At 56.2% G+C, this 22,978-nt stretch carries 18 protein-coding genes; 13 read left to right on the top strand and 5 right to left on the bottom strand.

Annotated features, from left to right (window positions below; all coding sequences use genetic code 11):
- The first annotated feature begins 114 nt into the window (after positions 1–114).
- From ACFPB1_RS10165 to ACFPB1_RS10130, 8 genes are all read left to right on the top strand, one after another.
- Positions 115–1,386 carry an ABC transporter substrate-binding protein gene (locus ACFPB1_RS10165; RefSeq protein WP_379224681.1) on the top strand — a complete coding sequence of 424 codons (1,272 nt, stop codon included), beginning with the start codon at positions 115–117 and terminating at the stop codon, positions 1,384–1,386.
- A gap of 5 nt (positions 1,387–1,391) precedes the next feature.
- Positions 1,392–2,420, top strand: a complete 1,029-nt coding sequence (locus tag ACFPB1_RS10160; RefSeq protein WP_379224679.1) for a FecCD family ABC transporter permease — start codon at positions 1,392–1,394, stop codon at positions 2,418–2,420.
- Positions 2,417–3,256 carry an ABC transporter ATP-binding protein gene (locus ACFPB1_RS10155; RefSeq protein WP_379224677.1) on the top strand — a complete coding sequence of 280 codons (840 nt, stop codon included), beginning with the start codon at positions 2,417–2,419 and terminating at the stop codon, positions 3,254–3,256. Before ACFPB1_RS10160 ends, ACFPB1_RS10155 begins: the two co-directional genes overlap by 4 nt.
- Before the next feature lie 90 nt (positions 3,257–3,346).
- On the top strand, positions 3,347–3,760 hold the full coding sequence (locus ACFPB1_RS10150) for an antibiotic biosynthesis monooxygenase (protein ID WP_379224675.1): 414 nt from the start codon (positions 3,347–3,349) through the stop codon (positions 3,758–3,760).
- A gap of 222 nt (positions 3,761–3,982) precedes the next feature.
- On the top strand, positions 3,983–4,501 hold the full coding sequence (gene msrA, locus ACFPB1_RS10145; protein WP_379224673.1) for a peptide-methionine (S)-S-oxide reductase MsrA: 519 nt from the start codon (positions 3,983–3,985) through the stop codon (positions 4,499–4,501).
- A 157-nt stretch (positions 4,502–4,658) separates the two neighbouring features.
- On the top strand, positions 4,659–5,828 hold the full coding sequence (locus ACFPB1_RS10140) for an acyltransferase family protein (RefSeq protein WP_379224671.1): 1,170 nt from the start codon (positions 4,659–4,661) through the stop codon (positions 5,826–5,828).
- A 167-nt stretch (positions 5,829–5,995) separates the two neighbouring features.
- Positions 5,996–6,634, top strand: a complete 639-nt coding sequence (locus ACFPB1_RS10135; protein ID WP_379224669.1) for an HD domain-containing protein — start codon at positions 5,996–5,998, stop codon at positions 6,632–6,634.
- Positions 6,635–6,893: 259 nt separating this feature from the next.
- On the top strand, positions 6,894–7,235 hold the full coding sequence (locus ACFPB1_RS10130; RefSeq protein WP_379224667.1) for a DUF2512 family protein: 342 nt from the start codon (positions 6,894–6,896) through the stop codon (positions 7,233–7,235).
- A 226-nt stretch (positions 7,236–7,461) separates the two neighbouring features.
- On the opposite strand, the gene ACFPB1_RS10125 is transcribed toward ACFPB1_RS10130, so the two are convergent.
- A complete protein-coding gene (locus ACFPB1_RS10125) occupies positions 7,462–7,866 on the bottom strand; it encodes a VOC family protein (protein WP_379224665.1) in 405 nt (134 codons plus the stop codon).
- Between the two features lie 592 nt (positions 7,867–8,458).
- Between ACFPB1_RS10125 and ACFPB1_RS10120 the strand changes: the two genes are divergently transcribed.
- Positions 8,459–10,390 (top strand): fructose-1,6-bisphosphatase, encoded by a 1,932-nt coding sequence (locus tag ACFPB1_RS10120; protein WP_379224663.1) that lies wholly within the window; start codon positions 8,459–8,461, stop codon positions 10,388–10,390.
- Positions 10,391–10,480: 90 nt separating this feature from the next.
- Here ACFPB1_RS10120 and ACFPB1_RS10115 read toward each other — a convergent pair whose 3' ends face one another.
- Genes ACFPB1_RS10115 through ACFPB1_RS10100 form a run of 4 tightly spaced genes read right to left on the bottom strand, consistent with a single transcriptional unit; the run spans position 10,481 to position 13,281 of the window.
- Positions 10,481–10,864, bottom strand: a complete 384-nt coding sequence (locus ACFPB1_RS10115; RefSeq protein WP_379224661.1) for a hypothetical protein — start codon at positions 10,862–10,864, stop codon at positions 10,481–10,483.
- Positions 10,864–12,288 carry a hypothetical protein gene (locus tag ACFPB1_RS10110; protein WP_379224659.1) on the bottom strand — a complete coding sequence of 475 codons (1,425 nt, stop codon included), beginning with the start codon at positions 12,286–12,288 and terminating at the stop codon, positions 10,864–10,866. Before ACFPB1_RS10110 ends, ACFPB1_RS10115 begins: the two co-directional genes overlap by 1 nt.
- A gap of 4 nt (positions 12,289–12,292) precedes the next feature.
- A complete protein-coding gene (locus ACFPB1_RS10105) occupies positions 12,293–12,685 on the bottom strand; it encodes a hypothetical protein (RefSeq protein WP_379224657.1) in 393 nt (130 codons plus the stop codon).
- Positions 12,686–12,717: 32 nt separating this feature from the next.
- Positions 12,718–13,281 carry a hypothetical protein gene (locus tag ACFPB1_RS10100; protein ID WP_379224655.1) on the bottom strand — a complete coding sequence of 188 codons (564 nt, stop codon included), beginning with the start codon at positions 13,279–13,281 and terminating at the stop codon, positions 12,718–12,720.
- Positions 13,282–13,697: 416 nt separating this feature from the next.
- On the opposite strand from ACFPB1_RS10100, the gene ACFPB1_RS10095 reads away from it, so the two are divergent.
- The 4 genes from ACFPB1_RS10095 to ACFPB1_RS10080 all read left to right on the top strand — a co-directional run bounded on the left by ACFPB1_RS10095 (position 13,698) and on the right by ACFPB1_RS10080 (position 22,960).
- Positions 13,698–16,733, top strand: a complete 3,036-nt coding sequence (locus tag ACFPB1_RS10095) for an S-layer homology domain-containing protein (protein WP_379224653.1) — start codon at positions 13,698–13,700, stop codon at positions 16,731–16,733.
- 245 nt (positions 16,734–16,978) lie between these two features.
- On the top strand, positions 16,979–18,130 hold the full coding sequence (locus tag ACFPB1_RS10090; RefSeq protein ID WP_379224651.1) for a HupE/UreJ family protein: 1,152 nt from the start codon (positions 16,979–16,981) through the stop codon (positions 18,128–18,130).
- Positions 18,131–18,153: 23 nt separating this feature from the next.
- Entirely contained in the window at positions 18,154–19,413 is a 1,260-nt protein-coding gene (locus ACFPB1_RS10085) for a tetratricopeptide repeat protein (protein ID WP_379224649.1), read from the top strand.
- The gene (locus tag ACFPB1_RS10080; protein ID WP_379224647.1) at positions 19,391–22,960 is read left to right on the top strand and encodes a hypothetical protein; all 3,570 of its coding nucleotides are present in this window, start codon (positions 19,391–19,393) and stop codon (positions 22,958–22,960) included. The genes ACFPB1_RS10085 and ACFPB1_RS10080 overlap by 23 nt, the downstream gene beginning before the upstream one ends.
- Positions 22,961–22,978 lie beyond the last annotated feature (18 nt).

Genomic DNA, 22,978 nt, shown 5'->3' with positions numbered 1-22,978 from the left:
TAAAAGCGAGAATGATCGGCATCCGAAACTTACCAAAATTCTATTTGACAATGATAATCATTATCATTATAGTGATAAATGATATTGATTATCATTCTCTTAGGGGGTTGTTTCATGTTAAGAAACGTATTTACGCGCGGGATGCTGGCCGCAGCGCTGCTGCTGGCGCCAACGCTGGCAAGCGCTGGCTCGAACGCGTCCGCTGCAGGAAGCGCGATCAAAGTGACGCTGGACGGAAAATCGGTGCCGATGAACGCGCAGCCGCGCATCGTGAACAATTACACGCTGGTGCCGTATGCCAGCATCGTCTCGGCGCTGGGCGGCAAGGCGACATGGAACGCTTCGGCCAAAACGGTCACCGTCGCGAGCAAGGACGTGAACGTGACATTGACGGTGGGCATGAAGAAGGCCGTCGTCAACAATGCGAGTCAATCGCTTGACGCGGCCCCGGCCATCGTGAACGGCGCCATGTTCGTACCGCTTCGCTTCATCTCCGAAACCTTCGGCAAGTGGGTCAGCTACAGCAAACCGGACGCCACGATCGCCCTCCGCAGCGAGCTCACCGTGACGACCAGCTCCGGTCCGGTGACGTTGAAGAAGAAGCCGAGCCGGATCGCGACGCTTACTTCGTCGGATACGGAGATCATCTACGCGCTCGGCGGCTCCGTCGTCGGACGCCCGACCGCGCTGGGCGCCGTGAATCCGCCTCAAGCGGCGTCCGTACCGGAGATCGGCAGCACGCACGGCATTCTGTTCGAGAAGCTCGCGGCCGTCAAGCCGGATCTGGTCATCGCGAGCCCTGCCCTGCAAGCCCAGAAGGCGACGATCCAAGCCTTGGGCACGCAGGTGATCTTCAATTCGCACAATACATATGCCGACATTCAAGCTTCGGTTCGCCTGTACGGCAAGATTCTCGGCAAAGAAACGAAGGCCGGCCAATTGATCGAAGGCATGGACGCGAAGGTCAGCGGACTGGTCAAGCCCGCGGCTGCGCCGACAACGCTCATCGTGTACGGCGCGCCGGGCAGCTTCGTCGTCGCGCTGCCGACGAGCTATCCGGGCAATTTCCTGGAGCTGGCCGGGGGCAAGAACGCAGCCGCGGGCTTCCCGAAAATGGACGGGATGCCGCAATACGCCGAGCTTAGCCTGGAGCGCATCGTGGCGGCGAATCCCGACCTGATTCTGCTGATCACGCACGGCGATGCGGCCGAAGTGAAGGCCAGCTTCAAGAAACAGTTCGAATCGAACCCGGCTTGGAAGAGCCTTGGCGCCGTGAAGAACGACCGATTCGACGTGCTGCCTTCCGATCTGTTCGCCGCGAACCCCGGTCTTCGCGCCCCGGAAGCCATCTCGATGATCAACAAAATCCTGCTGGAGGTGAAATAACGCGGGTGGCGGTCACGGTATCCAACCCAATCGCCGTACCGGCGAAGAACCCGGCCGCAGCGCGAAGCGCAGCGGTGCTGACGATCGGCATCGCCCTGCTGCTCCTGGCCTTGTTAACCGGCTTGATGTCCGGCGCGATCGCGATTCCGGCTCGCGAGGTCGTGAACGCTCTGTTCCATGCCTCGGATTCGGAAGCGCGCCAGATCGTCTGGAACCTCCGGCTTCCCCGCGTGCTGACCGGCATGCTGGCCGGCATCTGCCTGAGCGTAGCCGGCGCCTTCCTGCAAGGGGTATTCCGCAATCCGCTCGCGGATCCGGGCATTATCGGCGTGTCGTCGGGCGGAGGTTTGGCGGCGGTCGCGATCATGATCTTGTTCCCGGAGCAGATCGCTTACCTGCCGATCTCGGCGTTCCTCGGCGCGTTGGCAGCGGCCGCGGCCGTCTATGCGCTGGCGTGGAAAGGCGGCGCATCGCCGATCCGGCTCATCCTGGCCGGCGTCGCGGTCAATTCGCTGCTCGGCGCGGTCATGGCGGGGCTCATGATTTTGAACAGCGAGAAGGTGCAGGCGGTGCTCCCGTGGATGTCCGGCAGCTTGAACGGACGCAGCTGGCCGCACTTCGACAGCCTGCTTCCGTATACGGCGATCGGCCTGATCGCCTCCGTCTTGCTGATGAAGCAGGCGAACCTGCTCGTCCTCGGGGACGACGCGGCGAAGGTGCTTGGCAGCCGCGTCGAGCTCGGCCGGCTGTGGATCATATTGCTCGCTACGTTCATGGCGGGCGCGGCGATCAGCATCGTCGGCATGGTGGGGTTCGTCGGCCTCGTCGTGCCGCATATGGCCCGGCTGCTGGTCGGCGGCGACTATCGGATCTTCCTGCCCGTGTCCGCTATCGGCGGCGGCGCGCTGGTCGTGGCCGCGGATACGGCGGCGCGCAGCTGGTTCGATCCCATTGAATTTCCCGTCGGCATCCTGCTGGCGGTGCTGGGGGCGCCGTTCTTTCTTTATTTGCTGCGGAAGGGGGACAGGCGATGACGGAAACGGAAGTCTTGCGCGCATCGGACGTGGCCTACGGCTACCGCGCGCAGCCCGTCGTGAGCGGATTGGACTTGTCGGTCACCCGAGGCGAGTGGGTCGGCATCGTCGGTCCGAACGGCTCCGGCAAGTCCACCGTGCTTCGGCTGCTGGCGCGCCTCCTCGCCCCGCAGCGGGGAACGGTGTGGCTGGACGGGCAGAATATCGCCCGGCTGCCGGCCAAGTCGGTCGCCCGGCAGCTGACCATGCTGGCGCAATCGCAGGAGAGCGTGCCGGAGATTACCGTGCGGGAGCTCGTGCGCCGGGGCCGCAATCCGCATCTGCGGTGGTATGAGGAGTGCCGCGGGGCGCATGAAGCGGTGGTCGACTGGGCCATCGCGGCTACCGGCCTCGAGCGGCTCCAATACCGCTTGCTGCCGGCATTGTCCGGCGGCGAGCGGCAGCGCGCCTGGCTGGCGATGAGCATGGCGCAAACCCCGGAAACGCTGCTGCTGGACGAGCCGACCACGTACCTGGACATCGCGCATCAGGTGGAGCTGATGGAGCTGATTCGCAAGCTTAATGCCGACAAAGGAATGACCGTCGTCATGGTCCTTCACGACTTGAATCAAGCGGCGCGCTACTGCAGCCGCATCATAGCCGTGAAGCAAGGCGCCGTCGTGGCGGAAGGCACGCCGGCGGCGGTGTTCCGGCCGGCCTTCTTCCGGGACGTGTTCGACATCGAGGCGAAGGTCTTCCTGGACGAGGGCGTGCCGGTGTATCTACCCTGCGGGATCGCCCGTTCCGAATCGGCGGCAGGTCGCATTTGCGAAGCTGACCCCGGCTTGTTACGATAGGAGCGATGGAACCGCAAGGCCGTCGGAAGCCGTCGATGATCTGAGGTTATTGAAACCGTTGAATAGGATGAAGAGAAGGAGCGATACGGCATGATTCTCGTGGAAAATCGGATTGAAGTGAAAAAAGGGTTCGGCGAAAGCGTCATGGAACGTTTCCGTCAGCCGAAAATGGTTCATACGTTTCCGGGCTTCGTTCGGATGGACGTGCTGCACAGCGTCAATGAAGCAGGCAACGACGAGATTCGGGTATGCACGACATGGCAGGACGAGGAATCGTTCCAAGGCTGGGCGAACAGCCAAGCGTTTCGCGGCGCGCATGGCCGCCGCGCCGAGGAGAACGCGCGTCCGGCGGGGGAAGCCCCCTCGGCTTCGGGTCATGCTCATGGCGGTTCGCCGGAAGCGAACGAAAGCGGCCCCGTGATCGGCAATAAAGTCACGATTTACCAAGTATTCGTCTCCCACCTGCCCGAATCCGATTCCGCCGCAGCTGCCGGACAAGCGTAGTTGGTCTGGAGCGGGATATCCGATTGATTGATCCTTGAAGCCGCCGTTCTGGCGGCTTTTTGGTTGTGCGAACGCTCCCGGCGCGGACGCATCAAGTTCATGGCAAGTTTTGCTTCGGGCTCCAGCGCGACCGCGAAAATATGATATGATGATGGAATCCGCGCTGACTTGAAGCGCTTGGCTTACACGATAGGCGATCGACATCGCAGGAGGATGATAGAGATGGAGAAGGCGACCTTTGCCGGCGGATGCTTCTGGTGCATGGTGACGCCGTTCGACGAACTGCCCGGCATTCTGGGCATCGTATCGGGCTACACGGGGGGCACGAAGGAGAATCCTACGTATGAAGAGGTGAAGACGGGCGAGACAGGCCACCTCGAGGCCGTGCAAATTACGTTTGACCCCGCAGTCTTCCCATACGAGCGGCTATTGGAGCTGTTCTGGCAGCAGATCGATCCGACGGATGAATTCGGACAATTCCATGACCGCGGGACGCAGTATACGACCGCGATCTTTTATCACAATGAACAGCAGTTGGAGCTGGCGCTTCAATCGAAGCAAGCGCTCGCAGCCAGCGGCCGGTTCGATAAACCGATCGTGACGAAGATTTTGCCGGCCGCGACGTTCTACGAAGCCGAAGAGTACCATCAGGACTACCACAAGAAGAATCCGAAGCATTATAAGGAAGACCGCGAGAAGTCCGGCCGCGACCGGTTTATTCAAGACAATTGGACGACGTAATCGGATGCAGAGCCGCGCTTGCCGCGGCTTTTTTTATTGCGGCCGTATATGTCTTCCTATGAACGGACCGATTGTATTTTTGTGGAAGCAGCGAGCAGGATCGCTTCACGATGTCGCGAATACTTCAAGCATCGGATAATGAGGAGGATAACATCGGATGGCTGAACATGGGCGGTTAAGTGAATTAGACTCTCTTCGTGGAATCGCTTCCTTGAGCGTGGTGCTGTATCATTCCGCTTCGCTGCTTGGCATCATGGCTGCATTGCCCTGGCTGTATCATACGCCGCTTCAGATCTTGCTGGCGGGTCATCAGGCGGTGATTTTCTTCTTTCTCCTCAGCGGATTCGTGTTGACCTTGCCGTTTGCCGAAGGGAAGTCGCGCGGGTACGGCAGCTTCATGCTGCGGCGTCTGAGCCGGCTGTATCCGCCCTATATCGCCTCGCTGGCCTTTGGACTCGCCCTGCGCCTGCTCTGCTACCGGGTTCCGATTAACGACCTGTGGTCCAGGCCGATCGGCTGGATTCCGATCTTGCAGCACGTGGTCATGATCGGTCAATTCCATCAGCAGTACTTCAATCCGGTCGTCTGGTCGCTTGTCATGGAGATGCGCATTGCGCTTATTTTCCCGTTCCTGGTCTGGTTCGTCCTGAAGGCCAACTGGATATGGAGCGTCTTGATCGGGTTCGTGCTCTCGTGCTGCGGGATATTGCTGCATGTACGCTATCAAGATAGCATCGACTTCTTCACGAATTATTTCGATACCGCGCACTACGTCTTCATCTTTGTCGTGGGCGCCATTCTGGCGAAGCACCGCCATCGCCTGGTGGATCGCTTCAAGCGCCTCCGGATGGTCACCCGGCTGGTCTGGGGGATCATCGCATTCCTCGTCTATACGTGGGGCAACAATCTCGGTTGGGACTTCGGGGGACTGCTCGGGAACCTGGTGTCGGATTGGTTCACGATGCTCGCTTCGGGCTTCTGTATGATCGCGGCCATCGCGTCGATGCGGCTGAAGGCCGTTCTCGACTGGCGGCCGATCGCGTTTGTTGGACGCGTCTCGTACAGCTTCTATCTCGTGCACCTGGTCGTCCTGCTCGCGCTAATGAACTTGTTCACCAATCCATCCTCCCTCCTGTATCCCGAGGATTATGCGCGCTATTATATCTCGCCGTATTGGCTGCTGATCGGCACCGTGGGCCTCAGCCTGGCGCTCGCCGCGCTGTCATACCGGTATATCGAGCTGCCCTCCATCCGTCTTGGACGTTACCTTACCCGCGGCAGAATCATCCGCCCGGCCTATCAAGGCGACCTGTCGGCGAAAAGGTGATCGGCCGATGACCCTTCATTGACGGACCGGTGACGGATCAGACCGCGATGCAGCGCGACTTGGCTGAATCATTGACCGGATCGATGATCATCATAGAAACAGCCGCATTGATCTGCGTTCGGGGAACCTCTAGTATGAGGTTAACGACACCTAGGAGGTCATCAACCATGACAACGTCAATCGCAGATATTATTATCCCCGACAGCAAGCTGGCCGTCGAAGCGGCCGAATTGCTGCGCGAGCATGGAGGCGAGCTGCTGTGGAACCATTCGAACCGGGTATTTCTGTTCGCGTCGATCCAAGGCAAGCTGCAGCAAACGAAGTACGATCCGGAATTGCTCTATATCAGTTCGCTCTTTCACGATCTGGGCCTCACGCCCGCATTCCGCAGTCCGGACAAGCGATTCGAGGTGGATGGGGCGAATGCCGCTCGCGATTTCCTGCGCAGCCGCGGCGTACCGGAGGAATCGATCCGGCTGGTCTGGGATGCCGTGGCGCTGCATACGACGATCGGCATCGTCGAGTACAAGGAAGCCGAGGCCGCGCTGATGAACTTCGGCGTCGCGTACGACGTCGTTGGGAAGAACTTCGACCTCATTACGGAAGAAGTGCGCCGCCAAATCGTCCACGCGTTCCCGCGCAATCGGTTCAAGCAGGACATCCTGAACGCCTTCCTAGAAGGCTTCAAGCATAAACCGGAAACGACCTACGGCACGATTAACGCCGATATCTGCGAGCTGCTGCTGCCGGGTTATGAGCGTCCGAACTTCTGCCGCCACGTCATGCATTCCAGATGGGAAGAGTAATCGAATCGCGAAGGTTCGCGAGTCCCGGCAGCTCGGCTTCGCGGCGCGAACGCATACAGCGAAGCATTTATGGATATGGAAAGGACAGCAGGCCAGCGGCCGGCTGTCCTGTTTTTTTCGCCGGCCGGCGGACTTCCGTGCTCGACGCCGGAGGACAAGGGTCGAATAACAAGGCTCTCGGCAGGAGAACGTAACATTGGAGTGTCCTTAGGAAACAAACTTGGGAAGATCAAGACAACCTAATATGGAGGGGATATCCGTGAAGTTTGTACTCAAGTGGATCGTGAACGGTGCGATTATGGTTGCGTCATTGATGTATTACGCGGACGCTTCGCTCTGGTATGCCATCGTGACGGCGACCGTCATCACGATCATTGCTTATTTCCTGGGCGACCAGTTGATTCTGCGGATGACGAACAATCTGGTGGCCACGGTCTCGGATGCGATACTTGCTTATGTGCTATTATGGCTCGCGGCCGATTCTTTTAACTGGCCTCTGAGCGCCGGGGAACTCTTGGTTATCGCGATCGTCCTAGGCATCGCAGAGTGGTTTATTCATCGTTACGTGCTGCAAGGCGATTTGAAGGTTCAGCGCGCATGATCCGAACGGGGTTCGCATTCAGATAGTTGGCGGCCGGGTTGGTCGCATGCAGCCAGACGATCGGGAAATGCGACCGGGAGGATCTCGCGGCGCTCTTGAAAAAGGATCTTCTTCATGAAACCGTACCAAGGTGTCCCCGGGGTACGGTTTTCTCATGGAAGAAGGCGGCTAGGGAGCGGCATGGCGCGAACCCTTCAGCGGCCCTCCCAAGCCGCTAGAGATCCGATTACGGCCTGCCGCCAAACCGTCTGATCGCTTCCTCGGTCACCGGTGCGAAGAGGTTAACGAGATTGCCGTCGGGATCGCGAAACAGCGCGGCACGGTTCCCCCATGGCATGGTGGTCGGTTCCTTCACCCACTCGCCGACAAACGGCTTCAAGCGCTCGTATTCGGCATCGACATCGTGGACGCGGAATTCGAGGATGGCCGTGCGGTTGGCGGCCGCCACGGCGGATCCAGCGCCGAACAGCTGCACCGTCTGCGAATGGCCGATTGCCAAGGTGCACGAGGACGACACGAGCTCGGCAAAGACGGGCGCGGGGCGTTCCGCCGAAATGCCCATGACCTTCTCATAGAACGCGGAGAGACGATCCACGTCGTCGGTAATGAGGCGTACGGAATCAAATTTCACGAGATCCCCTCCTTCCTGGCATTGAGGCTACAAGACGGCCTTCTATTCTTCCAAAGCAAAATACGCTGCATGTGTCTCCCACTCCTTTAAGGTTGCTTGTCCCGATTATATATAACCTCTGCTGACAACGGGCTGTCAGTCTAAAGCCGACAAAAGTCCCACGATATGAATCTAGCAGATGTCAGGTTTTGACAATATATTCGGCATGCATACGTTATACTATTGGTAACGCTATTACGAATGGGGGAAGAGGGATGGAGCACTATTTGCATTTTCGCGTATGGTTCAAGCTGAACGGGCGGTTTGACAACAAAATCATCTACGGCCCGACGATTAAGACGCCAAGCGATGCGCTGGCTTTTTTTAAAAAACTCCATGGCATTCAACCCAGTCATGCTGAATTGGTGAAATCGGACCCGCGTACGAGCTCCCGGTCTAGTTAGCTAAGCCGCTGCCGCGTTTCGCGCGCCGCATGTCAGAAAGGACGTTTCCTATGCCAGGCTGCCGGCGAGAACGGCAGCCTTTTTCCATTATCGGGCGGATATTTCAATCGGCGGCATGGTAAACTAGTCCAAAAGGGGGGACGTCTGTCTTGGACGCGCAGTTTCTGGATTTATTGGCCCAGCAGTACGATACGGAAGAGAAAGTGATCACCGAGATCATCAACCTTGAAGCGATTACCAATCTTCCCAAGGGAACGGAGCATTTCGTCAGCGATTTGCATGGGGAGTACCAGGCGTTTCAGCATGTCCTGAGAAACGGTTCGGGTACCGTAAAAGAGAAGATCAAAGCCGTGTTCCGCGAGGTATGGACGGAGCAGGACATCAATGATTTTACGGCGCTCGTGTATTATCCGGAAGAGAAAATCAGTCTGGTGAAAGCGGACTTGTGCGATAAACAAGCCTTGAACCGATGGTACAGGCAAACGATCGAACAGATGCTGAAGCTCATCTCGTTCGCGTCGTCCAAGTATACGCGCGCGAAATTGCGCAAAGCGCTGCCGGCGCAGTTCGTCTATATCGTCGAAGAGCTGCTGTACAAGACGGATTCGACCAACAACAAGGACCCGTATTACGAGGAGATCTACCGGCAAGTGATATCGCTCGGCCAGGCGGATAAGCTCCTGATCGGCCTGGCTTATACGACTCAGCGTCTGGTGGTCGATCATCTTCACGTCGTCGGAGACATCTATGACCGCGGGCCGGACCCCGATAAAATTATGGACACGCTGATCAACTACCATTCGGTCGACATTCAGTGGGGGAACCATGATGTTCTGTGGATCGGCGCCTATTCGGGTTCCCTCGTCTGCCTGGCGAACATTATCCGGATCTGCGCCCGGTACGACAACCTGGACATCATCGAGGACGTGTACGGCATCAATCTTCGCCCGCTGCTGAACTTGGCGGAGCACTACTACGGGGACAATCCGGCCTTCAGACCGAAGCTGCAGACCGACCATAACGGCTCGGAGCAGGAAATCCTGCAGATTACCAAGATCCATCAAGCCATTGCCATGATCCAGTTCAAGCTTGAACTCCCGATTATGAAGCGGCGCCCCTACTTCAACATGTCGAAGCGGCGCATGCTGGAGCAGATCGATTACGACAAAGCGGAAATCGAGCTCGGCGGCAAGACGTACCCGCTGGAAAACACCTGCTTCGCCACCGTCAATCCAGAGCGGCCCGAAGAGCTGCTGGAGGAAGAACGGCAGGTGATGGACAAGCTCCTGTTCTCCGTTCAGCATTCCGAGAAGCTGGCCAGACATATGAAGTTTCTGATGAAGAAGGGCAGCCTGTACTTAAAATACAACGGGAATTTGTTATTTCACGGGTGCATTCCTCTGGATGAAGACGGCAGCCTGGAAGAAATGCGGATTGAAGACCAGACGTATTCGGGCCGCCGGCTGCTCGATGCGTTTGAAGCTTATTTGCGTTACGCCTTCGCGCACCCGGAAATAACGGATGATCTGGCCACGGATATGGTGTGGTACATCTGGACAGGGGAATGCTCCTCGCTCTTCGGGAAGCGGGAAATGACCACCTTTGAACGGTATTTTATCGCAGATAAAGAAACCTATAAGGAGCGAAAGAATCCGTATTACCAGCTGCGCGAAAACGAAGAGATCTGCCGGAAAATTCTGCTGGAGTTCGGCATGAATCCGGATCACGGGCATATCATCAACGGCCACACGCCGGTGAAGGAAATTCGCGGCGAGAACCCCGTTAAAGCAAACGGGCGGCTGGTCGTCATTGACGGCGGGTTCTCCAAAGCCTATCAATCCACGACGGGCATCGCCGGCTATACCTTGTTGTATAATTCCTTCGGCATGCAGCTCGTGGCCCATCAGAAATTCATTTCGAAGGAGGACGTGCTGTGCAACGGCACGGACGTATTGTCCGTCAAACGGCTGGTGGACCAAGAACTAAAGCGGAAGCTGGTGCGGGAAACCAATGTCGGGGAGAAGCTGCTGGCGAAAATCTCGAATTTGAAGCATCTTCTGGAATATCGCTACATGAAATGAACCGGCTTCGCGCGGCGATGAACCGAACGAATCGGATAAGCAAATGGCCGTCGAGACGTTCTCGACGGCCATTGCTTGTGGGTATCGATCTTACCAGGTAAAGTGCTTCTCTCGGCCTAGCGTGTCGGTAATATCGATCTTCAGATTGCGGATGCTCAGCCGATCGCGCTTGTACGCATGGCCTTGGTCGTCAACGAATTTCGCCAGCGGTATGCCGGACTTGCCGGCGGTGATCATCGACGCTTTATACGTGTACTTGCCGTCAATGGTCAGCTTGGCATCATACCAGATATAGCCGGTCTCGTTGATGAGAATCAGGTGATTGTTCGTAACGGCAATGTCCGCGATCGGAATCGTGCTTTTGGGAGCGGGGACGCATCCGCTCAACAAGAAGGCCAGGAAGGCGATCAGCGAGCATGACGCAACACCCCTGATGCCGGGTTTTCGAATGCAGGTCTGCAGGTTTGTGCGCATTATTGACGTTCCTCTCCATTGGATTCAACAGACAGGCCGAGGTCGAAGAACAGATTAGGCGCGCCAGGATGGCCGCGGTGTACTTCAACGGCGATTTCATTGGTCCCCTTCACCAGCTTGTTGAGATGAGCCTTGAGATCGACTCGCTTATAGAAGGTATATTCGTTCGGAAACGCGAGCGAGGATTCGGTCAGGACCCCGGTTATTATGGCGTCACGCGAGACTTCTTGCCCGTTCAGGTAGACCACGTAACCGTCCTCGAAAGCGATGTGCAAGATTAATCCGGACAGCTTCTTCGGATCGCGATCCAATTCAAACGTCTTGCGGAAGTAATACGTCGGGGACGCGACGGTCTCCACGGTGGTTTGAAGCGTAGTCTTCCGCTCTTGATTATTCGTATACCCCAAAGGCGCTCTGCCGGTCTCCCAGCCGGAGTCGTCGTAATCCGGACTGCGCCAGTCGTCAGCCGGCAGCGGAACCGGTTCCGTGTGGGACGTCTCAATGATCGGACCTTCGCCCACCGGGTCGACGCCTTCCGGGATGATGGATTTGATCGAATCGTCGCCGGGGTGATAATGCCATAAGGATTGGATGCCCACGAGCGGGATTTCTTCCTTCTCCTTCAACGCGGCCAGATCCCACGAAGCCAGATTATCCGCGCTCAATTTCAGCTGATCCAATGGCTGCCCCTGTTCGTCCACCGCTTGAATGGTCAACGTGTTGGCATCGGCTTCCAGCTCCGTCATGACAGGCGCTTCCTTCATCTCGGACAATTCCCAGATGTCCCAGTCTCGATAGCCGGAGGGCTGATAATCGGACGGCGTCTGGGACACGCCGACATGAAGGACGTACACGGTATCGCGAATGATGACCGCGCTTATGCCGGCGGTCCGGAGCGAACCCCACATCTCGGGACGTTTCGGATCTTCGCTCAGCCAAGCTAGGGCGAAGGTTTGCTTGTTATCTTTCATCGTCGTGCGGATCCATTGCAATTGGCTGTCTCCCGCCTCTTGCAGCCGTTCGGCGTTCAGGAAGAAGAGTTTGGCGTTTCCTTGCTTGACCGCGTAAACGGTTTTCCCGTAACCCGGAAGCGTCTCGTTAGGCACGTGAGGATAGGCCTGGTTGAACTTCTGTTCCGTCGTGGAACCGTCGAAGACGGGGTACAGCCGGAACGACCGCGCCTCCGGATGCTGCTCCATCAACCGGTTGGACGCGGCAAAATACGAGATGTCCTGGAATTGGCTCATCCACTCCCCGATGTCCCCCTCCTGCTGGCTGAAATACCCCATCCGAAACGATGTCGGGGACGCGGCGTAGGACTTGAATCCCTCCATGGGGACCCTTGTCCAATAGAAGGAACCGAACAGCACCGCGATTAACGCTAGCAGCGATAAAGAAAGCTTATATTTGTTGAAGACCGCCATAAGCTTACCCCTCTCCTCCCGGTAAAGTGTTCGGCAGGGCAGGCCACCACATGATGGTGTGGTACACGGTCGGCCAGAGGAAGATCAGATTGGCCATAAAGGCAATCGCGAATCCGATCGTCCATGGCTTCAGCTTGACCTCCGCCCGTCCGAGGGTCCAATGAAGGATCGCCCATGTGCCGAGCCAGACGACCAGTCCCGCCGTTTCTTTGCCGGTATAAGGACCGATGCCCCACCAAGAAGGGATCCAGGACCCCCATTTCAGCAGAATCGGATTCGCCTGAATCGGATTGTAATAGCTCCACAAATGACAGACCGTCGTCGCTGCGATACCGAGCCATACGGAAAGCAGCACGGCGGCAATTTCGCCGGTTTTTCGTTGTTTGGGTTCGTTCACCTTTTGTCTCTCCCTATCAATCATGTTGGACTTCATACCATTTTCAGTTTGGTTAAGCCGAATCCGCAGGCAAGACCGATCAGCATACAGATCCAGAACAGCGTGATCAGCAAAGCGATGATGCCGCCGACGGGCGAGCCCGCTTCGAGCCGGTGGCGAAACCGGCGCAGCAGCACGGCCGCCGCGATTCCCAAGGGCAGCGGGTACAGCGAGACGAATTCTTTATATTCCATCACGATTAAGTGCGCCTCGGGACTGCGGTACATCAGCCACTGCTGGGGACCGTCCGGTCCGCGGTAAGCGATGTACAGCCAATTACCGAGGACGATCGTCGCCAGAACGAGAATGTTCGTCAGCCAGAGCACCCGTTCGAGCTTGACCGCCGCTCCCTGCTTGCCCCGCAGCATGGGATAGGTCAAATGAAGCACCTGACAGCTCAGGATCACGGTGATGGTCGCGCCTAATCCGTGCAGTACGGCTTCCAGCTTATGATTGCTGTACCCGATGACATTAAACAGCGGGATCGACAAAAAAAGCAGTGCGGCTACGCTCGCTTGCGTAACCGCAAAATCTCTTGCATTAAATAATGATTTCATCGACAGTCCATCTCTTTCGTTAGGGATTAGGATGTCGATAATTGTAGAAAAGAATTGTCAATAGAATGTTAATGTTAGTTTATGAAATTGCAAATGCGGCCGAACGAGCCAGTTCCGAGTGAAGGGCGAGGCGGCTTCGGCCTTAACATTAGCTTCACATAAAGTTAACTTTATCTTAAATTTGTACATCATCGATTGCGAGTATAATGGCTAGGGCAGACGGTGAACGGGAATATTCTGTTATTTCCGCCATCCATTTCGTGATTCAACGAGAGTGTTAGCGCGCCAGCAACACACGAGGCGGTGCGCCGATGTCAGCAGGGTGAGGAGGCAATCATTATCTAGTAATGGATTGGCAGATGGAAGTGAACGGGGTTCCATGGCCGACTGCTAATGACAGAGAAGGGGATGACGAAGTGAAGGTGAAGTTAAAGGCCAAGTGGAAAGGGTTAACCTTGGCTCTGTTCGTATGCACGATTCTGTTCACCATTGGCATTTACAACGTATCTGCCGAGAGCACGATCATCAAGGGGCCGTATCTGCTGTTCGAAGGATCGAACACGTCGATGAGCGTGATGTGGCAGACGAGCGACAGCCAGCCGAATACGATCAAGTGGGGAACAGACACGAAGTACACGATGGGGGAACAATCCGTCGTAACGTACGGCGACGATAATCAGCATAAGTTCGACATCACCGGACTGGAACCGGGTACCAAGTATTATTACGAGGTAGACGGTCAGGCTGGTTCGTTCGTCACGGCGCCTGCGGATGACGCGACGTCCGTGAAGTTCCTCTCCTACGGCGACAGCCGTACCCAACCGAATATGCAGGATCAGGTAGCCGACCTGGCGCGCAAGGCGTATGCCGCCGACCCGGCTTACCAGACGCTGCTCCTGAACAGCGGGGATATTGCGTCGAGCGACACCGAGAGCAACTGGACCGCTCAGTATTTCGTTCCCGAGTCCGCTTACCCGCAGATGCACGCGCTTCAGGCCGAGGTGCCGATGATGGGAGCCAGGGGCAACCATGAGGGCGTAGGTTCGGTCTACGGGAAATATTACCCGTATCCGTACGTGGACAACTTCTACTGGTCCTTCGATTACGGTCCGATCCACGTCTCCGTCCTGGACGAGTACGCGGATTTCAAGCCTGACTCGAAGCAGTATAATTGGCTGATCAACGATCTGGCCACCACGACCAAGCCGTGGAAGATCGTCATGGGCCATCAACCGGCTTGGGGTGCAGGCACGCATGAGAACAATACGGATCTGCAAAAATACATCCATCCTATCCTGAAGCAATTCGGGGTACCGCTGTATCTGAACGGACATAATCACAACTATGCGCGTGCCGTGGTTGACGGCATTCAATACGTCACCTCCGGCGGCGGCGGCGCTCCGTCGTATGATGTGAACCCGTCCTGGCCGAACATCGTGGCGGCCGATAAATCGTACTTCTTAAGCGAGTTCGATGTTGAAGGAGATACGATGAAGGTCACCTCCCGTCGGATCGACGGCACGGTAATCGAGACCATCACGGTGAAGAACCAACCGGTTCAATTGGATATTTCCAAGCTGACCATGACGCCGGACGAAGCAACGCTGCCGACGGCTACGCCTGATAGCCAGGTGAAGCTCGGTCTGGCGGCTGTCGACAGCAAGGGTGCCAATGTGGATCTGGCCGGTGCCCTGGTCAAATATTACACGGATAAGCCGGACAACCTGAACATTGCGGCGGACGGCACCGTGTCGCTGAAGAAAAAGCCAGTATTTAATACATCGGCTCAAGTGTGGGCCGAGATCTATGACGGCAGCAAGCTGGTTACGAGTAATAAAGTGACCGTCCATATTCAAAATCCGGACGGGCTGGCAGAAGTAACCCTGGCTTCGGATCACGGTTCGTTGTCCGGCGACGCTTCGGCCAAGCTGAGCTTGACGGCGAAAGACAACACGGAGAAAGCCATCGATCTGTCCAAGGCTGAAGTGACCTACAAGACGAGCCTGGAGGATATTCTGTCGATCTCCGCAGACGGCACCGTAACGGTGAAGAAGCAGCCGGAACGCACGACGGCCGTGACCGTACAGGCAGTCGTGACCGTCAATGGCATCACGATCGACAGCAACAAGGTATCGATTATCGTCGGCCCTTCGGCGGAAGGTGCCCAAGCGCTCGTGGCGTCGATTATTAATCCTTACGACGATACGGAAGAACGCGCAGACGGTTCGTTGGATCTGGAAAGCTCCGACCTCGAGATCGTACAGGAAGAAACCAATCAGCAAATCGCGCTCCGATTCGCCGAGCTGGCTATTCCGCAAGGGGCTAAGATTCTCGACGCTTACATTCAGTTCTCCGTCGACGAGCCTGAGAAGAACCTGAATCCGTTCGAAGTAAATATTTACGCAGAGGACATTGCGAACTCGCTTCTGGAGAAGCCGGGCAACGTGTCTGGACGCGTGAAGACGCAGGATTTCGTAAGCTGGAAGGATGCGCCTGAGTGGACGGTAGAGCATGAAGCCGGTCCGGATCAGCAAACGCCTAACGTTGCATCCTTGGTTCAGGAAATCGTAGATAAGTCCGACTGGAAAGCCGGAAATGCGCTGACCTTCCTGTTAGCCGGTCAAGGCACTCGCTCCGCCGAGTCCTCTGAAGGCGCAGGCGACAACGCAGATCAAATTCCGCAGCTCCATGTCATCTACAAAACCGCGGATACGACGAACCCGGGTGACGGCGGCGGCAACGGCGGCGGCAACGGCGGCGGTAACGGCGGCGGTAACGGCGGCGGTACGCCGGACAACGGCGGCGGTACGCCGAACAATGGCGGAGGCACGCCGAACAATGGCGGCACGCCGAACAATGGCGGCAGCACGCCGGTCATTCCGGCCAATCCGTTCAAGGACGTGGATTCGCATTACGCTTGGGCGAAGGACGCGATCGCGGTGCTGGCCGACAAGGGCATCATCAACGGCACGTCGGCTACGACCTTCGAGCCGGGCAAGCAGATTACGCGCGCTGACTTCATGGCGATGCTCGTCCGCATGCTGGACCTGAAGGCGGATGTGACGTCCAACTTCAGCGACGTTAAGGCGACCGACTACTATTATCAAACGCTTGGCATCGTCAAGACGCTCGGCATCGCGAACGGCACGGGCGACAACAAGTTCAATCCGCGCGAATTCATCTCGCGTCAGGACATGATGGTGCTGATTAGCCGGGCGATGGAAGTTACCGGCAAGCTGAACCTGAGCGGCGAGCCGGCTGAGTTGAACGGCTTCAGCGACAAGGCGAAAATCGCGCCTTACGCAGTCGAAGCGGCAGCTCAAATGGTGAAAGCGGGCGTTGTCCAAGGCAGCGGCTCGGCACTGAACCCGACGGGTCAGGCGACTAGAGCGGAAACCGCGCAAATGATCTACCATCTCTATCAGCTGCTGCAGCAAAACGGCAGCAACTAAGCACATAGGTTCGACAATGGCGGCGTTAGGAGTCTATCCTTTCGCCGCCATTGCTTATTTAGCGGATGAATGCCTGAAGAGCAGCAAGCGACGTTAACAAGACCTCAATATTACCTTAACGTTCGGCATACATAGATTTCATAAAATAAACGGGTACAAGGCAATGGGGTTCAGCCTCAGCCTGGCTGCGTACTTCCGGCAGGCCGGGAGCGCATCCTAACACGAAGAAGAAAAGAGTGCATCGTATGCGTAGACATGGATTCAAGAAACTAGCGGCACTGCTCGTGGGAATGGCGATTTTCCTGTTCGGGGTTACGCCCGTTTTTGCTCACGACATGTATCTCGGAAGCACGAAATGGGCCTTCGGCAAGGATCGTATTTTGTCCGCGGTAGAGCTCGACCCCGGCGTATTTGAGCAGATCAAGGGGATTAAGGAACTCGGGTATGACCTCGACCATCTGACCGACGATCAGCTCCGCGACATGACCGCGAAGGTCATCCAGCCCTATATCGACGAGAAGCTGTCTGTCTCCATTAATGGCCGCGCCTATCCGGAGCAGGTCGTTAAAATCACGCGGGAAGGGACATTGTGGGAAATCTGGCTGAAGATCAGCGATCTGGATTTTAATTGGCAAGACAACGAGGTGAAGATTGGGTATCACCTTCTGCTTGATGAAACCAATAATCAGCACGTGAGTATCGGTTACGTCTATTATACCGATGCCGATGACGATTCGGTGCAGGCGGTCTTCGATAAGACCCAGCCGAGCCTGCAGTATATCTTCGACTCCGATCACACCGAATGGGAATTCACGGATAAATCCGCGTCGTTCTTGTCCGACATCGCGACTTTCATCGTACTCGGCATCAAGCATATTTTGACCGGGTATGATCACATCGCGTTCTTGCTGGCTCTGATTGTTATCGGCTTATCCGTCAGGGAAGCCTTGAAGATCATCACGGCGTTTACCATCGCGCATAGCATTACGTTGCTGCTGGCGGCCATGAATATCGTCAACCTGAACTCGAGGTTCGTCGAAAGCGTCATTGCCCTGTCCATCTGTTATATCGCGGTGGAGAACCTGGTGTCCAAACAGATCAATTATCGCTGGCTGGTCACCTTCTTGTTCGGCTTGGTTCATGGATTCGGCTTTGCCAGCGTCCTTCAGGAATACGTCGCGGACAAATCGAATCTCGTTCGCTCGGTGGTTTCGTTTAATGTCGGCGTAGAAGTCGGACAACTCTCGATCTTATTAGTCACGTTGCCCCTTCTCTATTTACTCAGGAAGAAGGTCTCGTCCCGAACCGTGACCCTTGTCGCGTCCGCCGCTATTTTTATCGTTGGGCTCGCTTGGTTCATCGATCGGCTGTTCAACTTGCAGCTGGTACCCTTCTAATGAAAGCGGGAAGAGAGGAACCCATGAAGAATCGCGCACCGTATTGCTTTGCTTTCATCCTAGGGCTGTTCCTCATGCTGGTGTCCGGTACTTGCATGGCTTCAGGCAATTCCGGCGCCGACGTACAAGATTACCGCGCGCAAGCGAATCAATTCGTTGCCGCTCAACAATACGAGCAGGCGGCGTCGGTGCTGGAAGAACTGCTGGCCCGGAATCCGGACTTGACGGATGAAATCGTGTACAAGCAATTAACCCATATCTATGATGACTACCTGTTTGAGTTCGATCAGGCGTTGACCTTGTACCATACGTATCTCGACCGTTTCCCGAACGGGATATTTGCGGGCGACTTTCGGGACAGAGTGACCTATCTCGAGGAGAGACGCTCCGAATGGCAAGCCTTGCGGGAATTTCGAAGCGTGCAGTCCGAAGATGACCATCGTTCCGTTCAAGAAAGGCTGGCTGCCGTCGAAACCCTACTGTCGAAGAACGAAAACGCGTTGATTGCGCCGGAGATGCATCTCTATCTGGCGAATCTATATGCGGCGATTCCCGACTATCAAGCCGCAGGCGAGCATGCGGCAGCCTTGATCGACAGCTTCGGCCAGGCCGGCATGACGGATCCCGCAGACCAAGCCTCGGCGCTGCGCTTATATGCCGGCATTCTCGTGAAGCAGCATCATCTCAACAAGGCCATTCGAGCGCTGGATCGGGCGATCGCACTCGGAGGTCCGGAAGAGAACTTCAACGATGCCGTGAAGAGGACCGAAATTATCAAGCACAGGAACATGCTGGCGGGCTTTATCGGCTGCCTGAGCTATTATCTAGCCGTCGTCCTCCTGTTGATGCGGCGTTATTCCCGCGCCGGTCATGGCTTGGAGCGGCTCGTCAGGCCGGTGGTCCTGCTTGCTCTCGTTTCGCTTGGACCTATTGTATTTCTGAAGCTCAGCCAAGAGCCGGAAGCGAACCTGCGGTTTTTCTTCTGGCAAGCGGGATTGGCGATCGTATCCATCCTTGCAGTCAAGCTTCTCGCTCCGTTGTCGCGCATCACCGGCAGATTCGGCTTCATCTCGATGACGGGGCTGCATATGGCCGCCGCTTCGTTCATGGCTTATTACTTAACGGTGTATAGCGGCAAGAAGATCGTCATTAACACGGCGATCGAGGTGGATCGAGACCCCTTGACCACCACCTACATCATCCTGCTGTGGAGCTCGATGGCCGCAAGCTTGCTCATCGCGATGATCGCCGGTTTCAGATATGCAAAAGCAAAGCCCCAATGACGGCGTACTCGCATTACATTCACATGAACAGAAAGAAGTGAGCGAAACGTTGAAGAACAAGTTGGTTGTATCCGTTATGATTGCGCTGACCCTGTTGTTCAGTCAGGCTTACGGCGCATGGGCCGCGTCTAATCCGCAATCCGGCGACAGCTTGAATCCGGCGAAGCATGATCATCACGGACAAGCTGTGAAAATCACGCCTTTGGGCTTCTCGTCGAACGTTAGAGCGTCGGACACCTTTTCGTTCAGCACCTCTTCCACGACCGATCTCTTGCATATGACCAGCGGGAGCGTTCCTTCGTACATCTCCATCCATGACGGAACGGGGCCTATCGATCTGTCGCATGCTGCGATCAGCGTACTCAAGGGTACGGACGGCATCGCTTATTCGATCACGAATTTGCCCGCGCTGGATCGTGCCAAATCGTACACGCTGCAAATTCGCCATTCCGCGGTATCGCTGAAGAAGGCCGCCTTCAAGCCCAGAAGCTCGTCCAACACGCAGCTTCGGCTGCTGAATAACGCCATTCACCTAGCAAGCGTCGACAACGCGCATCGCACGATCTCGATGATCCCGCAGTACCATGTCGAACAATTGCTTGCCGAGATTGATTCGACGGACCATTCGTTTCAGCAGTATTCGGTTACGGATCCATCGGGCAACGAAAAAAAGCCAGCCGATGAAATCGTGAATCACGACACGTTAACCGTCGTTGCCGAAGATGGCACGTCCAAACGGTATACGATCCAGCTGACCACCTTGCGAGCAAACCTGCAGCAGTATACCGCAGGCGAGAAGCAAGATATCCGATTGGAATATTCGATCAATCGAACCACGCCGGAACGAAAATATTTATACGGCACGTTAACCTTTCATTTGCCGGAAGGCATCACCGCTTCCCCGACGGATACGTTCGATGTGATCGGCCGCGGTTTCGTGCAATTGAACGATGCTGCGATCGCGTCGGCGAAGGATTATAACCATTCGGGAAGAAACTGGGTGCGGGATCTGAATTCCAATGCCGATCTGCGTACCAAAGTAGTCATCACGGACGGCGGAAGAACGGTTTCCATCAAGGATACGGATTTTAGCGCCTACAACGGCGTTGACGTCACGCTGGTGCTGAAAAACAAAAAAATTCCCAAACGGGGCGGAACGTTCAGCGCGACGTTCAGCGGCAAGGCTTATTCGGGAACGCCTCGCGAAGCGGAGTATACGGAGACGGGAACGGCCCGGTTCAATGTCGCTGCTACGGCAGACGATCTAGTCCGGCAAGCGGCCGATGTCTCGTATACCACCCCGACAACGGCGGTGCTGGAAGCCGATTCCGTCCATCAGCAAGCCAGCGTTTATGCAAGCTTAGATAAAGGGTTGACTTGGGTGAATACGGGAGCGCGTCTGAAGTCGCAGCAAGCCGTCCTGAAGAACCTGTTGCCGGACACCCATTATTACTTCAAGCTCATCACAGCCGATGGAAGTTCCAACATGGTAAGCTATTATTCCGGCCGCTACGATGTCACGGACTTCGGTGCGGTCGCGGATGCCGCCGTATCGGGGGGCGAAGGCGACATCCTGACCTATACCGGAACGGATAATGCCGCTGCGATCAATGCTGCCATTGCGGCGGCAAGCAAGGACGGCGGCGGAACGGTGTATTTCAAGGGCGGTTCGAATTTCGCTTCGAACAGCATTCATTTAAGAAGCAATGTCTATTTATATCTGGACACGAACGCGCAACTGACCGCCTTGGACAAGATCGACGCTAGAGAAGCCCCGTTAAATTATCCGTTCGCATTGGGGCAGGATGACGGTCATGGCTATTGGGAAGACGCTCTGATGTGGGGCGTTCGCGTCGAGAATATTAAGATTCTCGGGAATTCGGCGAAAATTTACGGAAATATGAATTTATATACGGGCTACAGCGATCCGTACGTTCCCGGTAACGGGACGAAGACCGTTTCGTTCAAGCTGTCGAAAGAGATCGTGGTGGGCGGAACGGATGAGGCGCATGTGCTAACCATCGAACAAGGCGGCTGGTTCTCGATCCTCACCACCGGCTGCGACGACATTCGGGTTCAAAACATCGTCTTGCCTGACTCTAGTTCCGGCCGTCAGCGGGACACGTTCAACTTCATGCAAGACAACGACGCGTCCGCGTATAACGTGACGACGCTGAAATCCAGCAATGACGTAGCGAAATTAGGCAGCGATTTTTCGTTAGGCTTCGTTCGGCACGTATCCAATATCGCGATCGATACCATTGTGGCCGGTGATATTGCGGGCGGCAATGTGTTCCAGCTAGGCTCGGAAACGGTCGGGGACATGGAAAATATAACCGCAAAGCACTTGACGCTCACCACGAATGCCAACAAAACCGGCGTTGCCATCTGGGTGAACGACGGTTCGAACGTCAAGAACGTCACGTTTTCGGATTTGCGGTTGGAAAACACCTCCGGCGGCATTGCCTTCGGCGTATCTCCTCGGTTCGAAGGGGCCGGGTATGACGAAGACGGAAGTCTGCAGACGGCGAGGCTGCCGCTGGGCATTCGAAGACCCGGATCGATCGCCAACGTTACGGTCGACGGGGCCGTATTATCCAAGAATGCCGGCGGAGACGGCGCGTTCCCGATCGTGATTCAAGGGTATAAACGATTTCCGAGCACCGGAGCCGCGGGCCAAGTCGACACCGGTTCCGTTGGCACAATCGTAGACGGACAGACGTATCCCGTCCGCAATATCACGATCAAGAACCTTGCGCTGACGGCGTCCTACAATCCAGCTAAGCCTGCTTCCAAGCCGGTGCTGTCCAACACGGCGGAAGTGATCGCCGAGGCTAAGAACGGGGGGAACTATCGGACGTCGTCCTATCCGAATGCGAATACATTCCCTGCCTACGGCATCCTTATGAAATACGTCGATCATGTCACGATTCAGGACAGCTCCATCGCCTATGAGGACACGCTGCGAAATGACCGCTACGCGATTGTTATCGATAATGGCACCGACGTTCGTCTCAGCAGCTTAACGATGCTGCAGGGCGGGTTACCCGGCAGCGCCGTACAAGTGCGAGGCACATCAAGTTACCAGTTCAGCCACTTGGCGATTACAACGTTCAATAAACAGTACCCTGCGCAAACGCCGACGGTGTACCCTGACGTTCATGGCCGAACTGATTTCGACAGCTCCATACGGGATAACTTATCGCAATCTTATGTGTTCCCGGGCAGGGTCTCCGACACCGCGGTCGATATTGCCTATACCAGCACGCATTTGAACGCCATTACGGATCGGACCATCGATGTTACGGCCGGCACGACGGTTGGCGACGTGCTAGACGAGTTAATCTCTCTGGCCGGCGTCCAGTCGATGTCGGTTGTCGATGGCAGCGGCAATGCGGTTGATACAGCCGCGGCGATTACAGCGGATCTCCGCCTCCAAGTGATTTCGGCCGACGGCTCGACAACGAACGACTTCTCGTTTACGATCGATGAGGCCGTCACCTCCGGCGCGGCGGCTGATCGGGATGTACGCCACGAAGCCGCGTAGAGAACGATTAGGTTGTGA

The organism is Paenibacillus sp. GCM10023250, assembly GCF_042653205.1.
GTDB lineage: Bacteria > Bacillota > Bacilli > Paenibacillales > Paenibacillaceae > Paenibacillus_Z.
The sequence above is the reverse complement of the archived record's forward strand: the minus strand, read 5'-3'. Positions and strand labels throughout refer to the sequence as shown.